This window comes from Streptomyces sp. CA-249302 (assembly GCF_050936785.1).
GTDB lineage: Bacteria > Actinomycetota > Actinomycetes > Streptomycetales > Streptomycetaceae > Streptomyces.
The window spans coordinates 4,631,092-4,653,202 of record NZ_JBNJMG010000001.1 but is presented as its reverse complement, the minus strand read 5'-3'; the positions used below and the strand labels follow the sequence as shown (position 1 = coordinate 4,653,202).

The window sequence follows — 22,111 nt, the reverse complement described above, 5'->3', positions numbered from 1 at the left end:
GCAGGGCGATGACCACGCTTCTTCCGTCCGCGCCGAGTACGCCGGCGCGGACGGGCCCCGCCACCCCGGCCGCCGCGGTGACGCGTCGCCCGGCCGTGGGGTCGGTCCACTCGTGGGACCTGTCGACCGGCGTCGACGGACCCGGCACCCGCTTCGTCACCTTCCTGTCGGGCTGCCCGCTGACCTGCCTGTACTGCCACAACCCCGACACCTGGCGGATGCGCGACGGCAGACGGACCACCGCCGACGAGCTCGTCGCCGAAGCCGGCAAGTACACGCGGTTCATCGAGGCGGCCGGCGGAGGCGCGACCATCAGCGGGGGAGAACCCCTGCTCCAGCCCGTGTTCACCGGCGAGCTGCTGCACCGCTTCAAGCACGAACTCGGCCTGCACACCGCCCTCGACACCTCGGGCTTCCTCGGCGTCCGCGCCACCGACGCGCTCCTCCGGGACACCGACCTGGTCCTGCTCGACATCAAGTCCTGGGACCCCGCCACCTACCGCAAGGTCACCGGCCGCCCCCTTCAGCCCACCCTCGACTTCGCCCGGCGCCTGGCCGACCTCGACAAGGAGGTCCACGTCCGTTTCGTGCTCGTGCCCGGCCTCACCGACGACCCGGCCAACATCGAGGGCGTCGCCGCCTTCGCCGCCTCGCTCGGCAACGTCAGCCGCGTCGACGTCCTGCCCTTCCACCGGCTCGGCGAGGCCAAGTGGCAGGCCCTCGGCCGGCCCTTCCCCCTGGACGACACCCCCTGCCCCACTCCGGAGCAGACCGCCCTGGCCAGGAGCGTCTTCACGGCGCACGGCCTGTACGCGGTGTGAGCCACCGGCGCCATCCGGCCGCCGCGCGCCCCCGGGGCCGTACCCTGGAGGCATGACCTCCGCCCCCGCTCCCGAGCCGCGCGCCCCGAAGCCCGCGCTGATCTTCGACGACCCGCTGGACCAGCAGTCCTCGGACGACACGGACGGCGGCTGGGGCGAGCGACCGGGAGCCGCGGGCGACTCCGCGGCCGACCTGAAGCGTTTCCTGGACGAGAAGCCGCCCCACCACCTCTGAGCCGCCCCGGCCGCCACCCGCCAGAGCCGGCGGGCCGCCGCCGCTACTGCTCGCTGTGCCCGGAGCCGCGCTGCGCGACCAGCGCGTCGCGGATCTCCTTGAGCACCTCCAGCTCGGTCACCTCGATCACCTCGTGCGTGCCCTCCTTCGCCTTCCTGCGGGCCTCCTGCCGCGCCAGGTACTTCGACATCGGCAGCACCATCAGGAAGTAGACGACGGCCGCGGTGATCACGAAGGTCAGGGTGGCGCCGAGGACGGAGCCCCACAGGATCGGAATGCCGCTCTTCGCAGTCCCGTCGGCGTTCAGCACGCACGGGTCCTTCAGGCACGAGCTGTAGCTGTCGAGGTTCTTCGTGCCGATCGCCCCGACCAGCGGGTTGATGACCCCCTTCACCACCGAGTTGACGATGTTGGTGAAGGCGGCGCCGATCACCACCGCTACTGCCAGATCGACGACGTTCCCGCGCGTCAGGAAGGCCTTGAAGCCGTCCCAGACGCTCGGTTCCTTCTTCGCGCTCACCTCGTGGCCTCTTCTCGCATGCACAGGTTGTGGAACAAACAGCTCCGCAACCTACGTCAACGCGAGGCCGCCATGTCCAATTGGGTAGCTCGAACGGGGGACTTGACAGGAATTGACGCAGGATGCGCACGGCGAAACTCAACACAGTGTCACCGCCAGCCGTGCCGTCGCACCCGCTCCGGCGAGGCTCGCCGCGGTGGACCGGGGCACCGACAGCACGACCAACGCCCCGCTGTCGGCGGCGCTGTCCACGGGCTCCGGCACCTTGGTCACCCGCGCCCCGCGCGCGACCACACGCGCGTCGCCGCCGGTCGCCGTCTCCTGGGCGGCGATGACGTCCACCCGGTCGCCGGGCCGCAGCAGCCGCACCGTCGCCGCGTCGGCGATCCGCACCGGCGCGGACACCATCTGGACGGCACGGTGCTTCCGTACGGGCTCCGCCACCGGATGCCCGCGCGCCCCGTCACCGTCTCGTGGGCCGGCTGCCACCAGCGCGGCCGCCGTGACGGCTAGGCCGATCGCCACGGCCCGCCTCCGGTGCCGTACGAGCCGCGCCAGTTGATACCGCCCGCCGCGCACCCGCACGGGGGCGAAGTGCGGAACCTCGCACGTGGCGGGGGTGTCGGTGCCGGGCGGGAGCGGAGAGGAAGGGGAGAAGGGCAGTGGAGGAGGGCTGGACATGCGGATCACCACCTGCGTCGAGGAATCGGCTTGCAGGCCCACGATGAGGCTTCACGCCGATTCCCGCCGAGGCCGGTGGACTACCGACGGGTTGTGGACAACTCCCTCACCCGAACGGGAAGTTCCGCTCCCTCGGAGGCCTTCTCGCCGCCGCGTTACGGCAGCTCGAAGCCCGGATCCATGCCGCCCAGCGCCGTTGTGCACAGGCAGTCGCGATCCTCGTTCGCGGGCAGGCCGGCGACGGCGTCGAACAGCACGCCCCGCAGCCGGTCCACGTTCGCCGCGAACACCCGCAGCACCTCGTCGTGCGAGACGCCCTCGCCGGTCTCCGCGCCCGCGTCGAGGTCGGTGACCAGGGTCATCGACGTGTAGCAGAGCTCCAGTTCACGGGCGAGCGCCGCCTCGGGGTGGCCGGTCATGCCCACCACCGACCAGCCCTGCGCCTGGTGCCACAACGATTCGGCACGGGTCGAGAAGCGCGGCCCCTCGATCACGACCAGAGTGCCGTCGTCCACCGGCTCCCAGTCCCGGCCTCGCGCGGCCTTCAGGGCCGCCGCACGGCCGACGGGGCAGTAGGGATCGGCCAGGGACACGTGCACCACGTTCGGCACGGCGCCGCCGGGCAGCGGCAGGCCGTCGAAGTACGTCCCCACCCGGGACTTCGTACGGTCCACCAGCTGGTCCGGCACGAGCAGCGTGCCCGGCCCGTACTCGGGACGCAGACCGCCCACCGCGCACGGCCCCAGCACCTGGCGCACACCGACCGAGCGCAACGCCCAGAGATTGGCGCGGTAGTTGATCCGGTGCGGAGGCAGATGGTGGCCGCGGCCGTGGCGGGGCAGGAAGGCGACCCGCCGGCCGGCGACCTCGCCGAGGAAGAGGGAGTCGCTGGGCGGTCCGTATGGGGTTTCCACCTGGACCTCGGTCACGTCGTCGAGGAACGAGTAGAAGCCCGAGCCGCCGATTACACCGATCTCTGCGTTCGCCATGGCCAGCACAGTATCCGGCCCCGGAGACACACGGAGAGCGCCTCCGGAAACACCGAAGACCCCGCCGTCGTACGACGACAGGGTCCCGTGGGCGCGAGTGCTACGCGGCGCTGCTGCTGGAGGAGGAGCCGGTGCTCGACGACTTCGAGTCCGAGGACGACGAAGTCGAAGGCGACGATGACGAGTCCGAGGACGTCGAGGTGGACGTCGACGACTTGGACGACGACGCCGGCGAGCTGCTCGAAGAGGAGCCGCGGCTGTCGTTGCGGTAGAAGCCGGAGCCCTTGAAGACAATGCCGACCGCGGAGAACACCTTCTTCAGGCGGCCACCGCAGTTGGGGCACTCGGTCAGGGCGTCATCGGTGAACTTCTGCACCGCCTCGAGGCCCTCGCCGCACTCGGTGCACTGGTACTGATAGGTGGGCACTGTCTTCCTCCTGGCACTCTCACTCAATGAGTGCTAACGAGGGTCCATAGTGACGTATTCCCGAGGATCAGTCCACCGTCACCGGCACTCGGTGACCGACGCCACGTGCGACCGTGCGGCTCCGGGGCCGTGTGGCCAGGCGTGACTTGAGGGTCACGAGGGTCGCAAAAGCGAGCACTGTCCCGCCCATCGGCACCAGGAAACCGGCGCCGCCCCAGAAGCGGTCCTCCAGCTGTCCGGCGACGGTGACCGCGGCCGCCTGGCCGAGCGCCACCGCGCCGGTCAGCCAGGTGAACGCCTCGGTGCGGGCGCCGACCGGGACCAGGCCCTCGACCAGCGTGTAGCCGGTGATCAGCGCGGGCGCGATGCACATGCCGACGAGGAGGCCGAGGCCGGCCAGGACGAGCACGGAGTGCGCGGCCCACAGGCCGGAGGCCGTCAGCGCGAGTGCGCCGTAGCCGACGACGAGGCGCTGCTGCGGAGCCACCTTCCACGCGACCGCGCCGCACACGATCCCGGAGAGCATGTTGCCCGCGGCGAAGACGCCGTACAGGACACCGTTCAGACCGGGCTCGCCGATCGACTCGGTGAACGCGGCCAGCGACACCTGCATGCCGCCGAAGACGGACCCGATGCCCAGGAAGGCCACGACCAGGACGCGCACACCGGGCACGCGCAGCGCGGAGGTGTGCTCCACGCGCGCGTGGCCGTCGACGGTGACGGCGGGCTGGGTGCTCTTCTGCGCCGCGAACAGCAGGCCGCCGAGCAGGGTGAGCGCGGACTCCGTCATCAGGCCCGCGGCCGGGGTGACGCCGGTGCACAGTGCGGTGGCCAGCAGCGGGCCGAAGACGAAGGTCAGCTCGTCCGTGACGGACTCGAAGGCCGCCGCTGTGGTCATCAGGGGAGTGTCCTGGAGCTTCACACCCCAGCGGGCGCGCACCATCGGCCCGACCTGGGGCACCGAGGCGCCCGTCGGCACGGCCGCCGCGAACAGCGCCCACAGGGGCGCGTCGGCCAGCGCGAGCGCCGTCAGGGTCACGCCTGACAGCGTGTGCAGCAGCACGCCGGGGATCAGCACGGCGCGCTGCCCGTAGCGGTCGGCGAGGCGGCCGCTGTAGGGCGCGAACAGCGCCATGGAGACACCGGTGACGGCCGCGGCGGCGCCCGCCGCGCCGTACGAGCCGGTGGTGTGCTGCACGAGCAGCACGATGGAGATGGTGAGCATCGCGAACGGCTGGCGCGCCGCGAAACCGGGGAGCAGGAACGTCCATGCGCCGCGCGTGCGCAGCAACTGCCCGTATCCCGGGCGGGAGGAAGCCGACGTGTCCTTCGACGGCTCGGTGGAGACCGTGGACGCCACGGCCCGTGCCTTTCTGCCACCTGGTAGCGCGCCCGTGCGGGGGCGCCGAGAGCTGTCCTCTTGCGCGGAACTGCGGTAGATGCCGGGGCCCACTGCGGAGGTGCTCCGACCGCCATACGGTCGCGCCAGCTCTGCGTCAGGCAGAGTTGGTTCGATCAAAGTGCGCCTTCATCGTACAGGGGGCGACGCCTGCGACGCCTGTGAAAACGAGCACCATGCGCGCGTTTACCTGCGATTGACGGGGGCGTGAACCGTACGAAATGCGCCATTAACGACACGGCGCGCCCGTCCCGGTGGGCACCGCCCCCTCAGCGCTCCGCGGCCGCCCCGTTCGCCCCCAGCCACCCGGCCAGCTTGCCCCCGTGGCCCACGGCCCGCAGCCGCTTCTCCGCCGCGTCCCGGACCGGGTCCGTGGCGACGACGAGGAGTTCGTCGCCGCGCCGCAGGACCGTCGTCGGCAAGGGGACAAACGATTTTCCGTCACGGACGACGAGGGTGACGGCGGCGCCGGCGGGCAGTCGCAGTTCGTTGACCTCGACGCCGTGCATCTTCGAGCCCTCGGGGATCGCGACGGACAGCAGGTGTCCGCGCAGCCGCTCCAGTGGGGCGGACTCGATGCCCAGGTCGGCGGCCTCGGAGTCCCCGCCCAGGCGCAGCTTGCGGGCGAGCCACGGCAGCGTGGGCCCTTGGATGAGGGTGTAGACGACGACCAGGACGAAGACGATGTTGAAGATGCGGCGGCTGGCGTCGACGCCCTGAACCATCGGGATCGTCGCCAGGATGATGGGGACCGCGCCGCGCAGCCCGGCCCAGGACATGAGGGTCTGCTCCTGCCACGGCACCCGGAAGGGCAGCAGGCACAGCACCACGCTCAGGGGGCGCGCGACCATGGTCAGCGCCAGGCCGATGACGAGCGCGGGCCACACGTCGTCGCCGAGCTCGTGCGGCGTGACCAGGAGGCCGAGCAGGACGAACATGCCGATCTGGGCGATCCAGCCGAGCCCGTCGGCGAACCCGCGCGTGGCGGGCCAGTGCGGCAGCTTCGCGTTGCCCATCACCATCGAGGCGAGATAGACGCCGAGGAACCCGCTGCCGTGCGCCAGCGCGCCCCCCGCGTACGCCGTGACGGCGATGGCCATGACGGCGATCGGGTACAGGCCGGAGGCGGGCAGTGCCACGTGCCTGAGCCCCCAGGAGCCGAGCCAGCCCACCGCGAGCCCGATGGCCGCGCCGATGGCGAGTTCGAGCGCTATCTCGCCCAGCAGCACGTACCAGTGCTCGACCGGGCCGGCCGTGGAGAAGGCGACGACCAGGATGACGACAGGGGCGTCGTTGAAGCCCGACTCGGCTTCCAATGTGCCCATCACGCGCGCGGGGAGGGGGATTTTCCGCAACACCGAGAAGACCGCCGCCGCGTCCGTCGAGGAGACGACCGCCCCGACGATGAGCGCCTGCCGCCACTCCAGCCCGACCAGGAAGTGCGCGGCCGCCGCCGTGACCCCGACGCTCACCGCGACCCCGCCCAGCGCCAGTGTGGAGGCGGCCGGCAGGGCCGGCCTGATCTCCTTCCACTTCGTGCCGAGACCACCCTCGGCCAGGATCACGACCAGGGCCGCGTATCCGATGACCTGGGTCATCTCGGCGTTGTCGAAGTGGATGTCGCCGATCCCGTCCTGGCCCATGAGGACGCCGATCCCCAGGTACACGAGCAGGCTGGGGAGCCCGCTGCGCGAGGAGATCCGGACCGCTGCCACGGCGACGAGCAGGACGAGCGAGCAGACGAGCAGAAGCTGGTTGAGGTGGTGGACAGTCAGCGGCCGTTCCCTTCCCTGGCTCACACGCATCCCGCGCGGGAGCTCACGTACATAGGACACGAAGCCGAGAAACTCCGCACCCAAGTACTTCGTTACCTTACCTAACTCTTGACGATTTCTTGACGCTTCCGGTGGCGAGATCGAATGTCCGTCCGCGCTCGTTCCCGACACCGCGTCAAGGGGCTCGGAGCCCTGCGCCTATGGTTGCTCCAGCACTCCAGGACCGCCTGCCGCTCGCGTTAGGACAGCAAGGACAGCGATGCCCCCCAACACCACCGCCACAACGGGTGACAAGCCCGGCAAGTCCGGCAGGAAGAAGGGGCGCAAAGCCCGATTGATCGTGCTGGTGCTGGTCCTGGCCATCATCGGAGGTGTCGCCTACGGGGCGTACTGGTCGATCAGCACCGTCCGCGCGTCGTTCCCGCAGACGAAGGGCTCGATCAAACTCGACGGCCTGTCAGGTCCCGTCGACGTGAAGCGTGACGGCTACGGCATCCCGCAGATCTACGCCTCCTCCGACGAGGACCTGTTCATGGCGCAGGGCTACGTCCAGGCGCAGGATCGGTTCTACGAGATGGACGTGCGCCGCCACATGACCTCCGGGCGCCTGTCGGAGATGTTCGGCAAGGGCCAGGTCAAGAACGACGAGTTCCTGCGCACCCTGGGCTGGGACCGCGTCGCCAAGGAGGAGTACGACACCAAGCTGTCGGCCTCCACCAAGAAGTACCTCCAGGCGTACGCCAAGGGAGTCAACGCCTACTTGCAGGGCAAGGACGGCAAGGAGATCTCCCTCGAGTACGCCGCCCTGGGCTTCACCAACGACTACAAGCCCGAGAAGTGGACCCCGGTCGACTCCGTCTCGTGGCTGAAGGCGATGGCCTGGGACCTGCGCGGCAACATGCAGGACGAGATCGACCGCGCCCTGATGACCAGCCGCCTGGGCCCGAAGCAGATCAAGGACCTGTACCCGGACTATCCGTACGACCGCAACAAGGCGATCGTCCAGGAGGGCCAGTACAACGAGCTCACCAAGACGTTCGAGCAGAACGGCTCCACGTCGACCAGCGGAACGTCCACAAGCGGTTCTACGGGCTCTTCCTCGACCTCGGCGGGCTCGGCCCTGCAGAGCCAGCTCTCGGGGCTCTACAACGTCCTGGACAACGTTCCCACGGCCGTCGGCGTGAACGGCCAGGGCATCGGCTCCAACTCCTGGGTCGTCGCCGGGGATCACACCATCACCGGACACCCCCTGCTGGCCAACGACCCGCACCTGTCGGCCTCGCTGCCGTCCGTCTGGTACCAGATGGGCCTGCACTGCCGCACGGTCTCCAGCAAGTGCCAGTACGACGTCACCGGCTACACCTTCGCGGGCATGCCCGGCGTGGTCATCGGCCACAACCAGGACATCGCCTGGGGCATGACCAACTCCGGTGTCGACGTCACCGACCTCTACCTGGAGAAGCTCAGCGGCGACGGGTACCTGTACGACGGCACGGTCAAGCCGTTCAAGACCCGCGAGGAGACCATCAAGGTCGCCGGCGGCGCCTCCAAGAAGATCGTCGTCCGTGAGACCAACAACGGTCCCTTGCTGTCCGACCGCGACGACGAGCTCGTGAAGGTCGGCAAGAAGGCCACCGTCGACACGGCCGCCCCCGACCGCGGCGACGGCTACGGCATCGCGTTGCGCTGGACCGCGCTCGATCCCGGCACCTCCATGGACGCCGTCTTCGCCATGGACAAGGCCACGGACTGGAGCGAGTTCCGCTCCGCGGCAAAGCTGTTCGACGTCCCCTCGCAGAACCTGATCTACGCCGACAAGGACAACATCGGCTACACACTGCCCGGAAAGATCCCCACGCGCGCGAAGAACGACGACGGCTCGCTCCCCGCGCCCGGCTGGGACTCCGGCTACAAGTGGACCGGGTACATCCCGCAGGACGCGCTGCCCTACGAGTACAACCCGAAGCGCGGCTACATCGTCACCGCCAACCAGGCCGTCATCGACCCGGACAAGTACCCCTACACGCTCACCACGGACTGGGGTTACGGCACCCGTAGCCAGCGCATCACCGACCTGATCGAGCAGAAGATCAAGGGCGGCGGCAAGATCTCCACGGACGACATGCGCCAGATGCAGCTGGACAACACCAGCGTGATCGCCCAGAAGCTGGTGCCCGACCTGCTGAAGATCGACGTCGGCGACAAGGACGTCCTCGAGGCGCAGAAGCTGCTGGAGGGCTGGGACTACACCCAGGACGCCGACTCGGCCGCGGCCGCCTACTTCAACGCGGTCTGGCGCAACGTCCTCAAGCTCGCCTTCGGCAACAAGCTGCCCAAGGAACTGCGCGTCAAGGGCCAGTGCCTGTGGGTCGACCCGGTCAACACCACCGGGCCCGCGGACGATACGCAGAAGGTCCGCGAGTGCGGCGAGCGGGACGCCGACCAGGCGCAACCGGACGGCGGCGACCGCTGGTTCGAGGTCGTGCTCAAGCTCCTGGACGACCCGAAGAGCGACTGGTGGACGACGCCCAAGTCGCTCACCCGGCCGGGCGCCGAGAACAACCGTGACGACCTGCTCAAGCGCGCCATGATCGACGCCCGCTGGGAACTCACCGCCAAGCTCGGCAAGGACATCGACACCTGGAGCTGGGGCCGGCTGCACCGCCTGTTCCTGAAGAACCAGACCCTCGGCACCGACGGCCCCGGCTTCCTGCAGTACATCCTCAACCGCGGCCCCTGGAAGCTCAGCGGCGGCGAGGCCACCGTCAACGCCACCGGCTGGAACGCCGCCGGCGGCTACGGCGTCGTGTGGGTCCCGTCGATGCGCATGGTGGTCAACCTCGACGACCTCGACAAGTCGAAGTGGATCAACCTCACCGGAGCCTCCGGACACGCCTACAGCGCCCACTACACCGACCAGACGGGCAAGTGGGTCGACGGCGAACTGCTCGACTGGAACTTCTCGGAGAAGGCCGTCGACAAGAGCACGAGCGACACGCTGGTGCTGAAACCGTGAGTCGCTGGTGGTGAGCCGAGGGCGTGGGCTGCGTCCAGGGGCGTGAGGTGCGCCGAGAGGTGTGAGACCCGCCGCGAGGCGTGAAGCAGGCCGAGGGGCGTGAGTCGCGCCCGTGGGGCGCGCGGTGATTGCCGCGCGCCCCACGGCATTTCACGCGCCGTGCCGGAAGCGGCGCACGCCCGACGGCGTCACCACCGCGTGCACCGGCCGGTCGTGCGCCTCGGCCGGGACGCGCTCGACGACCTCGGAGTCGTACAGGAGCACCAACAGCGTGGGCTGCACGTCCGCGCGCTCCAGTCGTGCCAGGACGCGGTCGTACGATCCTCCGCCACGCCCCAGCCGCATCCCGCGCGCGTCGACGGCCAGCCCCGGCAGTAGTACGACGTCGACCCCGGTCACGGCGTCCGGGCCGAGCCGCTCGCCGGACGGTTCGAACAGCGCCATCTTTCCGCCGTGTTGGACGCGCGCGAGGGAGCCCTCGCCGGTGTACGCGCCCCAGTCCAGGTCGTTGTCGGGCAGGAGCGCCGGTAGCAGGACCCGCACGCCCCGCGCGTGCAGCGCGTCAAGCAGCGCGAGGGTGCCCGGTTCGCTCCCGACGGAGACGTAGGCCGCCACCGAGCGCGCCCGCGCCAGCTCGGGCAGCTCCAGCGCGCGCTCCGCGAGCGCGCCCGCGGCTTCGCGCAGGTCATCCACCGTCAACCTGTTCCTCACTGCGAGGAACTCTCGTCGCAACATTCGCTTGTCAGTGTCGGCCGCACGTCCGATGTGACTCACAGGTCGTACCCGTACCCTTCCTAATGTGCTCATATGAGAGCCAATTAACCGGAGCCACAGATTCCTTACAAAGGCACCGGATAAGGTTGCGGCCATGACTCAGTCCCAGCCCAGGATCAGCAAGGCTGTCATTCCCGCAGCCGGCCTCGGTACCCGGTTCCTGCCGGCCACCAAAGCCACTCCCAAGGAGATGCTGCCGGTCGTCGACAAGCCGGCGATCCAGTACGTGGTCGAGGAGGCCGTGTCCGCGGGCCTCGACGACGTCCTCATGATCACGGGACGCAACAAGCGCCCCCTCGAGGACCACTTCGACCGCAACTACGAACTCGAGTCGGCACTCCAGAAGAAGGGCGACGCCGGGCGGCTCGCCAAGGTCCAGGAGTCCAGCGACCTCGCAACCATGCACTACGTGCGCCAGGGAGACCCCAAGGGGCTCGGCCACGCCGTGCTGTGCGCCGCCCCGCACGTGGGTCACGAGCCCTTCGCCGTCCTGCTCGGCGACGACCTGATCGACCCGCGCGACCCCCTGCTCGCGCGCATGGTCGAGGTCCAGGAGCGGCACGGCGGCAGCGTCATCGCGCTCATGGAGGTCGCGCCGGAGCAGATTCACCTCTACGGGTGCGCGGCGGTGGAGAGCACCGAGGACGACGACGTCGTCAAGGTGATCGGCATGGTCGAGAAGCCCGACGCGACGGACGCCCCGTCGAACTACGCGATCATTGGCCGGTACGTCCTCGACCCGCACATCTTCGACATACTGCGCAAGACCGAGCCGGGCCGCGGCGGCGAGATCCAGCTCACCGACGCCCTCCAGCAGCTCGCGGCGGACGAGAAGGTCGGCGGTCCGGTGCACGGCGTCGTCTTCAAGGGCCGCCGCTATGACACCGGGGACCGCGGCGACTATCTGCGTGCCATTGTCAGACTCGCGTGCGAACGTGAAGACCTGGGCCCGGACTTCCGGACCTGGCTTCGCAGTTACGTAGCCGAGGAGATGTAGCAACTTGAGCAGCGCCGCGCCCCGCACCGCCGGCCCGGACCATCTGTGGTCGGTGGACGAACACCTGGAGGACATCCTCGCGACCGTTCGTCCCCTGGAACCCATCGAGCTGAACCTCCTGGACGCGCAGGGCTGCGTCCTGGTCGAGGACGTCACGGTGCCGGTCTCGCTGCCGCCGTTCGACAACAGCTCCATGGACGGGTACGCGGTACGGGTCGCGGATGTCGCGGGCGCGAGCGAGGAGTTCCCGGCCGTCCTGGACGTCGTCGGGGACGTCGCGGCGGGCCAGGCCGACCTGCTGCACGTTGGGCCCGGCCAGGCCGCCCGCATCATGACCGGCGCCCCGCTGCCGCCCGGCGCCGAGACCGTCGTCCCCGTCGAATGGACCGACGGGGGCCTCGGCGAGGGCCCGGTGGCCGGGATGCGCGCCCGCAGCCTCGCGCCCGAGGGCGCCGAGGGACACGTGCACGTGTACCGGTCGGCCGAGGCACGCGCGCACGTCCGCGCGAAGGGCAGCGACGTGAAGGCCGGCGACCGGGCGCTGGACACCGGCACGCTCCTCGGGCCGCCGCAGATCGCGCTGCTCGCCGCGATCGGACGCGGCACGGTACGCGTGCGCCCGCGCCCGCGCGTGGTCGTCATGTCCACCGGCAGCGAACTCGTCCAGCCCGACGAGGAGCTGGGCAGCGGCCAGATCTACGACTCCAACAGCTTCGCCCTCACCGCCTGCGCCCGCGACGCCGGCGCCATCGCCTACCGCGTGGGCGCCGTCGCCGACGACGCCGAGACTCTCCGCTCCACCATCGAGGACCAGCTCGTCCGCGCCGACCTCCTGGTCACCACCGGCGGCGTGAGCGTCGGGGCGTACGACGTCGTCAAGGAGGCGCTCTCGCACGTCGGCGACGAGGACGAGGCGGGCAGTGGCATCGACTTCCGCAAGCTCGCGATGCAGCCCGGCAAGCCCCAGGGTTTCGGCTCCATCGGCCCCGACCACACCCCGTTGCTCGCGCTCCCCGGCAACCCGGTGTCGTCGTACGTCTCCTTCGAGCTGTTCGTGCGCCCCGCCATCCGTACGCTCATGGGGCTCGAAGACGTCCACCGCCCGCGCGTTCGTGCGACCCTCACCACCGGCAAGGCGCTGACCTCGCCGAAGGGCCGTCGGCAGTTCCTGAGGGGCACGTACGCCGACGGCTCCGTGACGCCGGTCGGCGGTGCCGGATCGCACCTGGTCGCGGCCCTCGCGCACGCCGACGCGCTGATCGTCGTACCCGAGGACGTGGAGTCCGTGGAGCCGGGCACCGAGGTCGAGGTCGTACTGCTGGGCTGAGCCCACGCGTGCGTGCCGGTCCGTGGGCCGGTCCTGAGCAATTGTTTGCGCCGACTTGGGGGTACCGTGTCGCGCACAAACAGGCCCGTGCGCCGCACCGCGACGGGCCCGGACCGGGAGCGCCACACACCATGACTGTGCCATCCCGGGGGAGACCCTCGGACCCCCCGCGCAGGACCGACTGACGCACATCGACGAGGCGGGCGCCGCCCGTATGGTCGACGTGTCCGAGAAGGATGTGACGGCGCGCACGGCGCGCGCCAGCGGACGCGTCCTCGTCTCGCCGCGCGTGGTCGAGCTGCTGCGCGGTGAGGGGATGCCCAAGGGCGACGCCCTCGCCACCGCGCGCATTGCGGGCATCATGGGCGCCAAGCGCACCCCGGACCTCATCCCGCTGTGCCACCCCTTGTCGGTGTCCGGTGTGAAACTGGATCTGTCGGTCGCGGACGACGCCGTGGAGATCCTGGCCACCGTGAAGACCACGGACCGCACGGGCGTCGAGATGGAGGCCCTCACCGCGGTCTCCGTCGCCGCGCTCACCGTGATCGACATGGTCAAGGCGGTCGACAAGGGAGCGGTCATCACGGACGTGCGCGTGGAGGAGAAGACGGGCGGCAAGTCGGGCCACTGGAGCCGGGCATGAGCGCCGTGTCCTACCGCGCGCTCGTCGTCACCGCCTCCAACCGCGCCGCAGCCGGGGTCTACGAGGACAAGGGCGGCCCCTTGATCGCCAAGGGCCTCGAAGGCTTCGGGTTCGCCGTCGACGGGCCGAGGGTCGTGCCCGACGGCGAGCCCGTGGTGGCGGCGCTCCGCGCGGGCGTCGAGGCCGGGTACGACGTCGTCGTCACCACAGGCGGCACCGGCATCTCGCCGACCGACCGCACGCCCGAGGCGACGCGCGAGGTGATCGACTACGAGGTGCCGGGCATCGCGGAGGCCATCAGGGCGTTCGGACGGGAGAAGGTGCCGGCCGCCGCGCTCTCCCGGGGCCTGGCCGGAGTGGCGGGTGGGACGCTGATCGTCAACCTGCCGGGTTCCACCGGCGGGGTGAAGGACGGGCTGGCCGTCCTGGAACCACTACTGGTCCACGCCGTCGACCAGGTCCGTGGCGGCGACCACCCGAGACCCGGCGCCATCAGTGGGGGTGCGAGCTGAACAGCCCATCCTGGCCCGTCGTGTTGGCGGACGGCGACATCGTCCTCCGGCCGATAAAGCTGCGCGATCAGCGGGCGTGGCGCGAGGTCAACCGGCGCAACCGGGACTGGCTGCGCCCCTGGGAGGCGACCATCCCGCCGCCCACCCCGAGCGGGCCCATCGCGCACCGGCCGACCTACCGCCAGATGGTCCGGCATCTGCGCTCCGAGGCGAACTCGGGCCGCATGCTGCCATTCGTCATCGAGTACCAGGGGCAGCTCGTCGGGCAGTTGACGGTCGCGGGAATCACCTGGGGCTCCATGTGTTCGGGGCACATCGGTTACTGGGTCGACGAGGGGGTGGCCGGCCGCGGTGTGATGCCGACCTCCGTGGCGCTCGTCGTAGACCACTGTTTCCGGACCGTTGGTCTGCACCGCATCGAGGTCTGCATTCGCCCCGAGAACGGGCCCAGCCGCCGGGTCGTGGAGAAACTCGGATTCCGCGAGGAGGGCCTCAGGCCGCGTTATCTCCACATCGACGGCGCCTGGCGCGACCACCTCGTCTTCGCCCTCACCGCGGAAGAGGCCCCCGAGGGGTTGCTCAACCGCTGGCAGCGGGCACGCTCCCAGCAGACGTCGCCCGACGCGTCCCGCAACACCCCGCGGAACCCGCAGAACACGCCGGGGAATCCCGCATAGCCCTCCCAAAGCCCGAGAAATTGAATGCTTGTTCGAAATTGATCGCTCGGCGACCGTCTGAAGGCATTAAATTCGCGCCCTCGGCGGCCTGCTGATCGCATCGGTCACAAAAAAAGTTCGAAATATCAGCCAGATCGTGCGACACACCGGCTCAATTGGCAGATGGCCTCACGCAAACCCCTCTACCGTGTGAGGCGTGAGCAGCAGCGGCCTCATCTACGCAGTCATTGTCGGGGCCTGGGCCGCCTACTTGGTGCCGATGTGGCTCCGTAGGCAGGACGAGCTGAACGAGGCCCGTCCGACGGAACGCTTCAGCACTGCCATCCGGTTGCTGTCCGGACGGGCGGGCATGGAGCGCCGGTACGCCAAGGACCTGCGCGCGCGCTCCACCGACGAGGGGGAGTCCGGCGCCGACGCTCCGGACGCCGTCACCGACTCGGTGGACGTCCGGGCCTTCGCCATGCCTCCGACCCGGCCACAGGCGCGGGCCGAGGTGCGAGCCGAGGCTCAGGCGCCGGCTTCGGGGCGTGCGCAACCGGCGCGCGAACAGGTGGGGGCGCCGGCTCCCGCCTCCGGCTCCGCGCCTGCGCCCCAGCCCGCCTCCAAGCCGGCGCGCGCATCGAACCCCGCGCCCGCGCGCAAGCGCGTGCCCACCCCTCGGCGCACGCCCTCCGAGGAAGCGGCCGCCGCGCGCGCCCGGCGCATGAAGGCGCTCGCGCGCCGTCGGCGCACAACCGTGATGCTCTTCTTCGCCTTCACGCTCGGCGCGATCGTCGCCGCGGTAGGGGGGCTCGCGTTCCTGTGGGCGCCCGGCGTGCCCGCCGTACTGCTGAGCGGGTACATCGCCTACCTGCGTACTCAGGAACGCCGTCGCTTCGCCTACCAGATGGACCGGCGGCGCGCCGAGGCCGCCGCGCAGCGGTTGCGGGAGCGGGCGCGTCAGCCGCGGCGCCGTACCCCCGGCGAAGTGGACGCCGACGAGCCGGAGGGAGCGCCAGAGCCGGTGACCGACCCCGGGCTGTCGGCGCTCGCCGCCGACCGGCGGGCGCTCGTCGAGCAGACCGACCACGCCGAATGGGTCGACCAGCAGCGTGAGCGGCAGCGGCGGCCCGGGCACGGGGACAGCTGGGATCCGGTGCCGGTGCCGTTGCCGACGTACGTGACCGCGCCGGTCGCGCCGCGGGCGACCGCGGACGTGGACCTCGGGGCGCCGGACGCGTGGAGTTCGGCGCGGTCGAGTTCCGTCACGCCGGACCAGGAGGCGCAGGGCGGCTCCGGGGCCGAGCAGCGGGCCGCCGCGGAGGCGTCGGAGGCCGCGCCCGCGGATCCCACGGAGGAGAAGGCGGACGACGACGGGCGCAGTGACGCCCGCCGGGCGGCTTCCGCGCGGCGGGCGCGGGAGCGGGGGCGTACGCCGTTGTTCGATCAGTACGAGGACAGCGAGCGTCCGCGGGCCGCCAACGAGTAGGCGGCCCCCGCGTGGCCCCTCACCCGTCCCACCTGTGCGGCTGCCGTTCCCGGCTCCCGCTCGTCGGCCGGGAACGGATTTCCAAGCACGCGGATCGGGGTGCTAGAGTTTCACTCGTTGCAAGGGCCTGTGGCGCAGTCTGGTAGCGCACCTCGTTCGCATCGAGGGGGTCTGGGGTTCAAATCCCCACAGGTCCACCGCAACAACTGTTCAGGGAAACCTGGGGCAGTTGAGAGATCCCGTCCGATCGGTTGATCGGGCGGGATCTTTGTTTTGCTGAGGTTGCGTCAGAGATGGCGAGGGCTCGCCCGGCGGCTGAGGGCGAGAGCCGTCGAGGGCAGGGTCGCGGTGATGGCCAGGAGGGCGCATGCCGTTGCGGTCGTTCCCAGGGCCGGCCATGGGAAGTGGACCGAGGCCCGCGCCGACTGCAAGGTCAGGGCCGTCCGGACCGGGATCAGGTTCCGGCGGGAGCTGTGCGTCGTAGCCACTCCTCACGGGTGAGGAGCTCGCCGCCCGTTTCAGCCGTCAGGCCGCGCAGGGCCGCGGTTGCACGCGCACGGTCCGTGTCCCTTCGTATCGTCACGTCGACCCGGTTCACGGGGGCGCGCGGGGCGTTGGCCGGGGTGACGTACACGCCGTTGTCGCCTGTGCCGGTCGGCATCACGGCCGCTATGCGGAGGGACTTGCGGGTGCCGTCGGCGAGCCAGACGGTCACTCGGCGGCCGACGGTGTGGGTCGCCCACTCCTCGTTGACGATGATCGAGTCGTCGTTGAGTGCGGTGATGCGGCCGGCGGTGAGGGGGAGGCGGGTCGTGGCCGCCAGTGCGCGTCGGTCGACCGCTCGGGCCTCCGACTGTATGAGGGCCACGTCGTCCTCGAGGGTGTAGATCGCGGCCGATGCGGTGGGGGACGTGACGGTGCCGGGGAGCGAGCGCAGGTGCGCGAGTGTCGTGGCGTCGAAGGGGGTGGGTGACGTCAGTACGAAGTCGGCGGTGGTGCGGGAGCGGGTCTCTGTCGATCTCGCGGCGCTGAGGGTTGCCGTGGTGCCCAGCAGGGAGCCTGTCAGGGCCACTGTGATCAGGACCGGGGCCGCCAGGGACGCGGTGCGGCGGACGGCGGTGGCGGTGTTCTCGCGGACCAGCAGGCCGATGGGGCCGGGGAAGCGGGCGATCAGGCGGGTGAGGGGGCGGATCAGGGCGGGGGAGAGCAGGGCCGTCGCGGTGATCAGGAGCATCGGGCGGCTGACGTAGGTCTTGCGGTGGAGGAGGTCGCCGGGGTCGTTCAGGAGGGAGACGGCGAGGGTGACGGCCGCCGTGAGCAGCAGGGCCGTACCGGCGAGGAGGCGGCCGCGGGTCAGGGGTGCGCTGTCGATCGACGCCTCGCGTAGCGTCTGGGCGGGCGGGGTGCGGCCGGCCCGCCAGGACGCGGCCGCCGCGCCGCACAGGGACACCAACAGGCCCGTCCAGAAGGCGAGGTGGTACGGCCAGGTGTGCGCGCCGATCCGGAACCACGCGGGCGCGAGGCCGTCGTCGACCACCCGGGACGCCAGGTGCGGGGTGGCGTAACCGCCCAGCGCGCAGCCCGCGGCGGAGGCCAGCGCGCCGATCAGCAGTGCCTCCGCGCAGACCGTCCGCCGGATCTGGCCCGGCGTGGCCCCCACGGTGCGCAGCAGCCCGAACTCCCGGCGCCGTTGGGCCACCGCGAAGGCGAACGTCGATGCCACGACGAACACCGACACGAAGCCGGTGACGCCGCCGGCCGTTCCGAACAGGGCGTTCAGCGCGGTGAGGGCTTCGTGGTCGCGGTCGGGATCGGCGTCCGCAAGGCGTCGTGCGTCGCCGGTCAGGACGCGGAGGCTGGTGCTGGTGCTGGTGCTGGTGCTGGTGCTGGTGCTGGTGTCGGGTCCGGTGTCGCTGTGCTGGGCTTGCTCGGTCACCGCCCGCCGTACCTCCGCCGCATCCGCCCGCACCACCAACTGCGTGCTCACCGGTGCGAGTCGGGCCGCCTGGGCGTCCGTGTAGAACAGGGCGTTCTCGAAGGGGAGCTCGTGGACGGTGCCGACGACCTTCAGCGTTCCGGAGGTGGTGTGCAGGCGTTGGCCGACGGTTGTCCAGTCGCCTGTGGCCACGACCTCGTTCGGGGCCAAGGGGGCCCGGCCTGTGGTCAGTTCGTACGGGGCGAAGGCGGCCGTTGACCAGGGATGGCCCAGCAGGTCGTGCGGTGCGCCCTTTGCCTGTACGGCGAAGGAGCGGTCCTCGGTGACCGGGCCCAGCTTGCGCAGGGCGGCGATCGTGCGGGGCGGCATCGGGCGTGGGGCGGCGAGCTTCTTCGTGCGGATGCCTGAAGGGGTACGTACTTGCAGGGTGTCCTGGCCCTGGACCACCACCTCGGCGGCCGCGAACCGTTCCGGCCGGCGTTCGGGGGCGTCGACGGAGGAGGCCAGGGCCAGGCCCATGACGGTGAGGAGCGAGACGCCGAGTGCCAGCGCGACGAAGCTGCCGGTGAAGGTCGCCCAGCGGGTGCGCAGGGTGCGGAGTGCGAGGCTCAGCACGGGGCGGCCTCCAGGGTGGTCATGCGGTTCGCGATTTCGCTTGCGGATGCGCTGGCCAGTTCGTCGTGTACGGCGCCGTCGACCAGGAACAGGACGCGGTCCGCGTACGACGCCGCCACCGGGTCGTGGGTGACCATCACGATCGTGCGGTGCTCCGTGTCGACCATGGTGCGCAGCAGGGCGAGTACGTCCCTGCCGGTCCGGGTGTCGAGGGCGCCCGTCGGCTCGTCGGCGAACAGGACCTCGGGGCGGGTGATCAGGGCGCGGGCCAGGGCGACGCGTTGTTGCTGGCCGCCGGAGAGTTCGGTGGGGCGGTGGTGGGTGCGGGTGCCGAGGCCGACCTGGTGCAGGGCTTCGCGGACTTCGCGCTTCGGGACTCGGCGGCCGGCCAGGCGCAGGGGGAGGGCCACGTTCTGTTCGGCGGTCAGGGACGGGAGGAGGTTGAAGGCCTGGAAGACGAAACCGACGCGTTCGCGGCGCAGGAGGGTGAGCCTGCGTTCGGTGAGGGTCGTGAGCTCCGTGTCGCCGAGGCGGACCGAGCCCGCGGTGGGGCGGTCCAGGCCGGCCGCGCACTGCAGCAGCGTGGACTTGCCGGAGCCCGACGGGCCCATCACGGCGGTGAAGGTGGCGCGCGGGAAGGCGAGCGACACGCCGTCGAGCGCGGTCACCTTGCCGTCGCCGGTGCCGAACTCCCTCCGCACCTCGCGGAGTTCGATCGCGTTGACCGTGCTGGTCGCGTTGACCGTGCCGGTCGTGCCAGTCGTGTTGGTCGTTCCGGTTGCGTGGCTCGTGCCGGTCGGGTCCGGCGTCTCCGCCGTGCTGGTCGGGTCCGTCGCGTGGGTCCTCATCTGGCCTCGTTCCCCGTGTCTCTCCGCGTTTCGGTGATGGCGGGAATACGAAACCTCGTGGCCGGGGCCTGAAGCAGTGCGGCAGGGGCGAGAGTTGGGGTAGGGCCAGGCATACCCCCGGAGCTCGCCCGGGGCGTATGGTCCGGGCCGCGCGGCGCTTCTAACGTGATCGACATGGAGATCTGGCGGGCGTTGGGCGGACGCGGGTACCTGCGGTCGGCGTGGCCGTGGCGGGCGGTCGCCTACCTGGGCGGCGGGGCGGTGTTCGGGGCCGCCGTCCTCGTGGTGATCGTGTGCGGGGCCGTGGCCGGGGGCGCGCTGGCCGTTGTGCTCGTGGGGCTGCCGCTGCTCTTGCTGACCGCGTTGGTCGGGCTGCCGGTGGCCGCCGTCGAGCGGTGGCGGCTGCGGTGGGTCGGGGTGGGGTTGGTGTCGGGCGCGGCGCATCCGGCGCCGGGCGCCGCGCGTCGGCTTCCGGAGGTGGCGCATCGGGTGCCGGACGCGCCGGGGTTGCGGGCGTGGCTGATGACGCGGTTGCGGGAGGCGGTGACCTGGCGCGAGCTGGCGTACGCCGTGTTGCTCGGGGTGGTGCTGTGGCCGCTCGACGCGCTCGCCGTCGTCCTGGGCGCCGGTGTTCCGCTGTCCATGGTGGCCGCGCCCGTGCTGGTCGGCGTGCAGGGGGAGGCGAAGGTGGTGAAGCTGTGGAGCGTGGACAGCTTGGGCGGCGCGTGCGCTGTCGCCGCGCTCGGGCTCGTACTCCTGGGTGCGGGCGCGTACGCCCTGGGAGCCGCCGCCGGAGCGCGCTGCAAGCTCGCGCGTGCGCTCCTCACTCCGGCGCGCACCACCGACAACGCGCGCCTCACCGAACTCGTACGCTCCCGCGCACGCCTTGTCGATGCCTTCGAGGCCGAGCGCCGGCGCATCGAGCGCGACCTGCACGACGGCGCACAACAACGGCTCGTCGCCCTCACCATGACCCTCGGCCTCGCCCGCCTCGACGCCCCGCCCGGACCGCTCGCCGACCAGATCACCAAGGCGCACGGCGAAGCCGGGGAGGCGCTCGCCGAGATCCGCGAGCTGATCCAGGGCATCCACCCCAAGGTGCTCGCCGATTATGGCCTGGAGGCGGCCGTCGCCGACGCGGCCGATCGCAGCCCGGTGCCGGTCGACGTGGACCTGGAGCTGCCGCGGCTTGCGCAACCGGTGGAGTCCGCCGCGTACTTCGTGGTGCGCGAGGCGCTTGCGAACGTGGCCAAGCACAGCTGGGCGAGCCGGGCCGAGGTGAGCGGCGGGTACGCGGACGGGCGGCTGGTGCTGCGGATCCGTGACGACGGGTGCGGGGGCGCGGAGCCGGGTGCCGGGAGTGGGCTGACCGGGCTTGCGGACCGGGTGTCAGTGCTCGATGGGAGACTCGCAGTGTCCAGCCCGCCCGGTGGACCGACCCTGCTGAGAGTGGAGATTCCTTGCCGGCCGATCGCGCCCTGCGAATAGTCCTCGCCGAGGACAGCGTGCTGCTGCGCGAAGGGCTGATCGGGCTGCTCGGCCGTTTCGGGCACGAGGTGGTCGCGGCCGTCGGGGACGCGGACGCGCTGCTCGACGCCGTCGCCGAGCACGGGCCGGACGTGGTCGTGACCGACGTACGCATGCCGCCCGGTTTCCAGGACGAGGGGCTGCACGCGGCCGTGCGGTTGCGCGAGGAGCGGCCCGGGTTGCCGGTGCTGGTGCTCAGCCAGTACGTGCAGCGGTCGTACGCCGCCGAGTTGCTCGACTCCGGGGACGGGACCGGCGTCGGCTATCTGCTCAAGGACCGGGTGGGGCAGGTGGAGCAGTTCGTGGACGCTCTGCGCGATGTCGCGGGCGGCGGCACGGTGGTCGATCCCGAGGTGGTACGGCAGTTGCTGCGCCGGCGCCGCGATCCGCTCGCGCGGCTCACCGCAAGGGAACGGGAGGTGCTGGGGCTGGTCGCGGAGGGCAGGTCGAACGGCGCGATAGCCCGCGAACTGGTGGTCTCCGAGGCGGCCGTCGGCAAGCACATCGGGTCCATCCTGACCAAGCTGGACCTGCCTCCGGCGGACGACGTCCACCGGAGAGTGCTCGCCGTGTTGGCGTACCTCAGGGGCTGAGGCGGGGCGCATCCGGGCAGACAGCCCTTGCGTCCTCGCTTTCCGACAGACGCGAGGGGGAGTCGGGAGGGTGGGCAGTGTGCGGCAACGGTGCGGCCGATCAGCAGACCTGCTGCTGTCGCCCGCGGTGGGGCCGGACCATGCGCTTCAGCTCCCGGTCCTGGCGCCGTGCTCCGAAACGGTCGGGACGGAGGAGGCGTGGGCCGGACACTCGGGCCAGGGGCCGGAGTACGCGCCGAACGAAATCACTGGGTGGCGCTCGGCCCTTCCCAGTGCCTTCGCGAAGCAGCTCACGGCGCCTTCGCGAAGCAGCTCACGGCGCCTTCGCGAA

20 protein-coding genes and 1 tRNA gene are annotated in these 22,111 nt (G+C 71.0%); 12 read left to right on the top strand and 9 right to left on the bottom strand.

All coding sequences use genetic code 11. The features are described 5' to 3' along the window. Nucleotides 1-8: 8 nt before the first annotated feature. Nucleotides 9-821, top strand: coding sequence for a pyruvate formate-lyase-activating protein (gene pflA / locus ACQEWB_RS20735; RefSeq protein WP_432833100.1), 813 nt, complete (start codon nt 9-11; stop codon nt 819-821). Nucleotides 822-873: 52 nt separating this feature from the next. After that, entirely contained in the window at nt 874-1,056 is a 183-nt protein-coding gene (locus ACQEWB_RS20730; protein ID WP_432833098.1) for a hypothetical protein, read from the top strand. A 43-nt stretch (nt 1,057-1,099) separates the two neighbouring features. Here ACQEWB_RS20730 and mscL read toward each other — a convergent pair whose 3' ends face one another. From mscL to ACQEWB_RS20700, 6 genes are all read right to left on the bottom strand, one after another. After that, a complete protein-coding gene (gene mscL, locus ACQEWB_RS20725) occupies nt 1,100-1,576 on the bottom strand; it encodes a large conductance mechanosensitive channel protein MscL (protein ID WP_432833096.1) in 477 nt (158 codons plus the stop codon). Between the two features lie 138 nt (nt 1,577-1,714). Continuing rightward, on the bottom strand, nt 1,715-2,257 hold the full coding sequence (locus ACQEWB_RS20720) for a hypothetical protein (RefSeq protein ID WP_432833094.1): 543 nt from the start codon (nt 2,255-2,257) through the stop codon (nt 1,715-1,717). A 155-nt stretch (nt 2,258-2,412) separates the two neighbouring features. After that, nucleotides 2,413-3,246, bottom strand: a complete 834-nt coding sequence (locus tag ACQEWB_RS20715; protein WP_432833092.1) for an S-methyl-5'-thioadenosine phosphorylase — start codon at nt 3,244-3,246, stop codon at nt 2,413-2,415. A 100-nt stretch (nt 3,247-3,346) separates the two neighbouring features. Beyond that, nucleotides 3,347-3,673, bottom strand: a complete 327-nt coding sequence (locus tag ACQEWB_RS20710; RefSeq protein WP_432833090.1) for an FmdB family zinc ribbon protein — start codon at nt 3,671-3,673, stop codon at nt 3,347-3,349. 67 nt (nt 3,674-3,740) lie between these two features. Then, nucleotides 3,741-5,033 (bottom strand): MFS transporter, encoded by a 1,293-nt coding sequence (locus tag ACQEWB_RS20705; RefSeq protein ID WP_432833088.1) that lies wholly within the window; start codon nt 5,031-5,033, stop codon nt 3,741-3,743. Nucleotides 5,034-5,341: 308 nt separating this feature from the next. Continuing rightward, complete coding sequence (locus tag ACQEWB_RS20700; protein ID WP_432843917.1) at nt 5,342-6,877, bottom strand: potassium/proton antiporter; 1,536 nt, start codon at nt 6,875-6,877, stop codon at nt 5,342-5,344. A gap of 229 nt (nt 6,878-7,106) precedes the next feature. On the opposite strand from ACQEWB_RS20700, the gene ACQEWB_RS20695 reads away from it, so the two are divergent. Continuing rightward, a complete protein-coding gene (locus ACQEWB_RS20695; RefSeq protein ID WP_432833086.1) occupies nt 7,107-9,863 on the top strand; it encodes a penicillin acylase family protein in 2,757 nt (918 codons plus the stop codon). Nucleotides 9,864-10,013: 150 nt separating this feature from the next. Here the strand turns inward: ACQEWB_RS20695 and ACQEWB_RS20690 are convergent, their stop codons facing one another. Continuing rightward, entirely contained in the window at nt 10,014-10,598 is a 585-nt protein-coding gene (locus ACQEWB_RS20690) for a 5-formyltetrahydrofolate cyclo-ligase (protein WP_432833084.1), read from the bottom strand. Nucleotides 10,599-10,731: 133 nt separating this feature from the next. Here ACQEWB_RS20690 and galU point away from each other — a divergent pair, with 133 nt between their 5' ends. From galU to ACQEWB_RS20655, 7 genes are all read left to right on the top strand, one after another. After that, nucleotides 10,732-11,634: a UTP--glucose-1-phosphate uridylyltransferase GalU gene (gene galU / locus ACQEWB_RS20685; protein ID WP_432833082.1), complete on the top strand. Its 903-nt coding sequence runs from the start codon at nt 10,732-10,734 to the stop codon at nt 11,632-11,634. A gap of 4 nt (nt 11,635-11,638) precedes the next feature. Then, nucleotides 11,639-12,961 (top strand): molybdotransferase-like divisome protein Glp, encoded by a 1,323-nt coding sequence (gene glp / locus ACQEWB_RS20680; RefSeq protein WP_432833080.1) that lies wholly within the window; start codon nt 11,639-11,641, stop codon nt 12,959-12,961. Between the two features lie 214 nt (nt 12,962-13,175). Beyond that, the gene (gene moaC / locus ACQEWB_RS20675; RefSeq protein ID WP_432833078.1) at nt 13,176-13,604 is read left to right on the top strand and encodes a cyclic pyranopterin monophosphate synthase MoaC; all 429 of its coding nucleotides are present in this window, start codon (nt 13,176-13,178) and stop codon (nt 13,602-13,604) included. Then, entirely contained in the window at nt 13,601-14,116 is a 516-nt protein-coding gene (locus tag ACQEWB_RS20670; RefSeq protein ID WP_432833076.1) for a MogA/MoaB family molybdenum cofactor biosynthesis protein, read from the top strand. Before moaC ends, ACQEWB_RS20670 begins: the two co-directional genes overlap by 4 nt. A 20-nt stretch (nt 14,117-14,136) precedes the next feature. Next, complete coding sequence (locus ACQEWB_RS20665; RefSeq protein WP_432833074.1) at nt 14,137-14,793, top strand: GNAT family N-acetyltransferase; 657 nt, start codon at nt 14,137-14,139, stop codon at nt 14,791-14,793. Nucleotides 14,794-14,989: 196 nt separating this feature from the next. Further along, entirely contained in the window at nt 14,990-16,261 is a 1,272-nt protein-coding gene (gene sepX / locus ACQEWB_RS20660) for a divisome protein SepX/GlpR (RefSeq protein ID WP_432833072.1), read from the top strand. Nucleotides 16,262-16,384: 123 nt separating this feature from the next. Beyond that, nucleotides 16,385-16,458 (top strand) — tRNA-Ala (locus ACQEWB_RS20655). A gap of 257 nt (nt 16,459-16,715) precedes the next feature. Here ACQEWB_RS20655 and ACQEWB_RS20650 read toward each other — a convergent pair. After that, the gene (locus ACQEWB_RS20650) at nt 16,716-18,812 is read right to left on the bottom strand and encodes an ABC transporter permease (protein WP_432833070.1); all 2,097 of its coding nucleotides are present in this window, start codon (nt 18,810-18,812) and stop codon (nt 16,716-16,718) included. Further along, nucleotides 18,806-19,660, bottom strand: a complete 855-nt coding sequence (locus tag ACQEWB_RS20645) for an ABC transporter ATP-binding protein (protein ID WP_432833068.1) — start codon at nt 19,658-19,660, stop codon at nt 18,806-18,808. Before ACQEWB_RS20645 ends, ACQEWB_RS20650 begins: the two co-directional genes overlap by 7 nt. Before the next feature lie 174 nt (nt 19,661-19,834). Here ACQEWB_RS20645 and ACQEWB_RS20640 point away from each other — a divergent pair, with 174 nt between their 5' ends. Both ACQEWB_RS20640 and ACQEWB_RS20635 read left to right on the top strand, forming a co-directional pair. Beyond that, a complete protein-coding gene (locus ACQEWB_RS20640; protein ID WP_432833065.1) occupies nt 19,835-21,148 on the top strand; it encodes a sensor histidine kinase in 1,314 nt (437 codons plus the stop codon). Further along, nucleotides 21,121-21,780 (top strand): response regulator, encoded by a 660-nt coding sequence (locus ACQEWB_RS20635; RefSeq protein WP_432833063.1) that lies wholly within the window; start codon nt 21,121-21,123, stop codon nt 21,778-21,780. Before ACQEWB_RS20640 ends, ACQEWB_RS20635 begins: the two co-directional genes overlap by 28 nt. Nucleotides 21,781-22,111 lie beyond the last annotated feature (331 nt).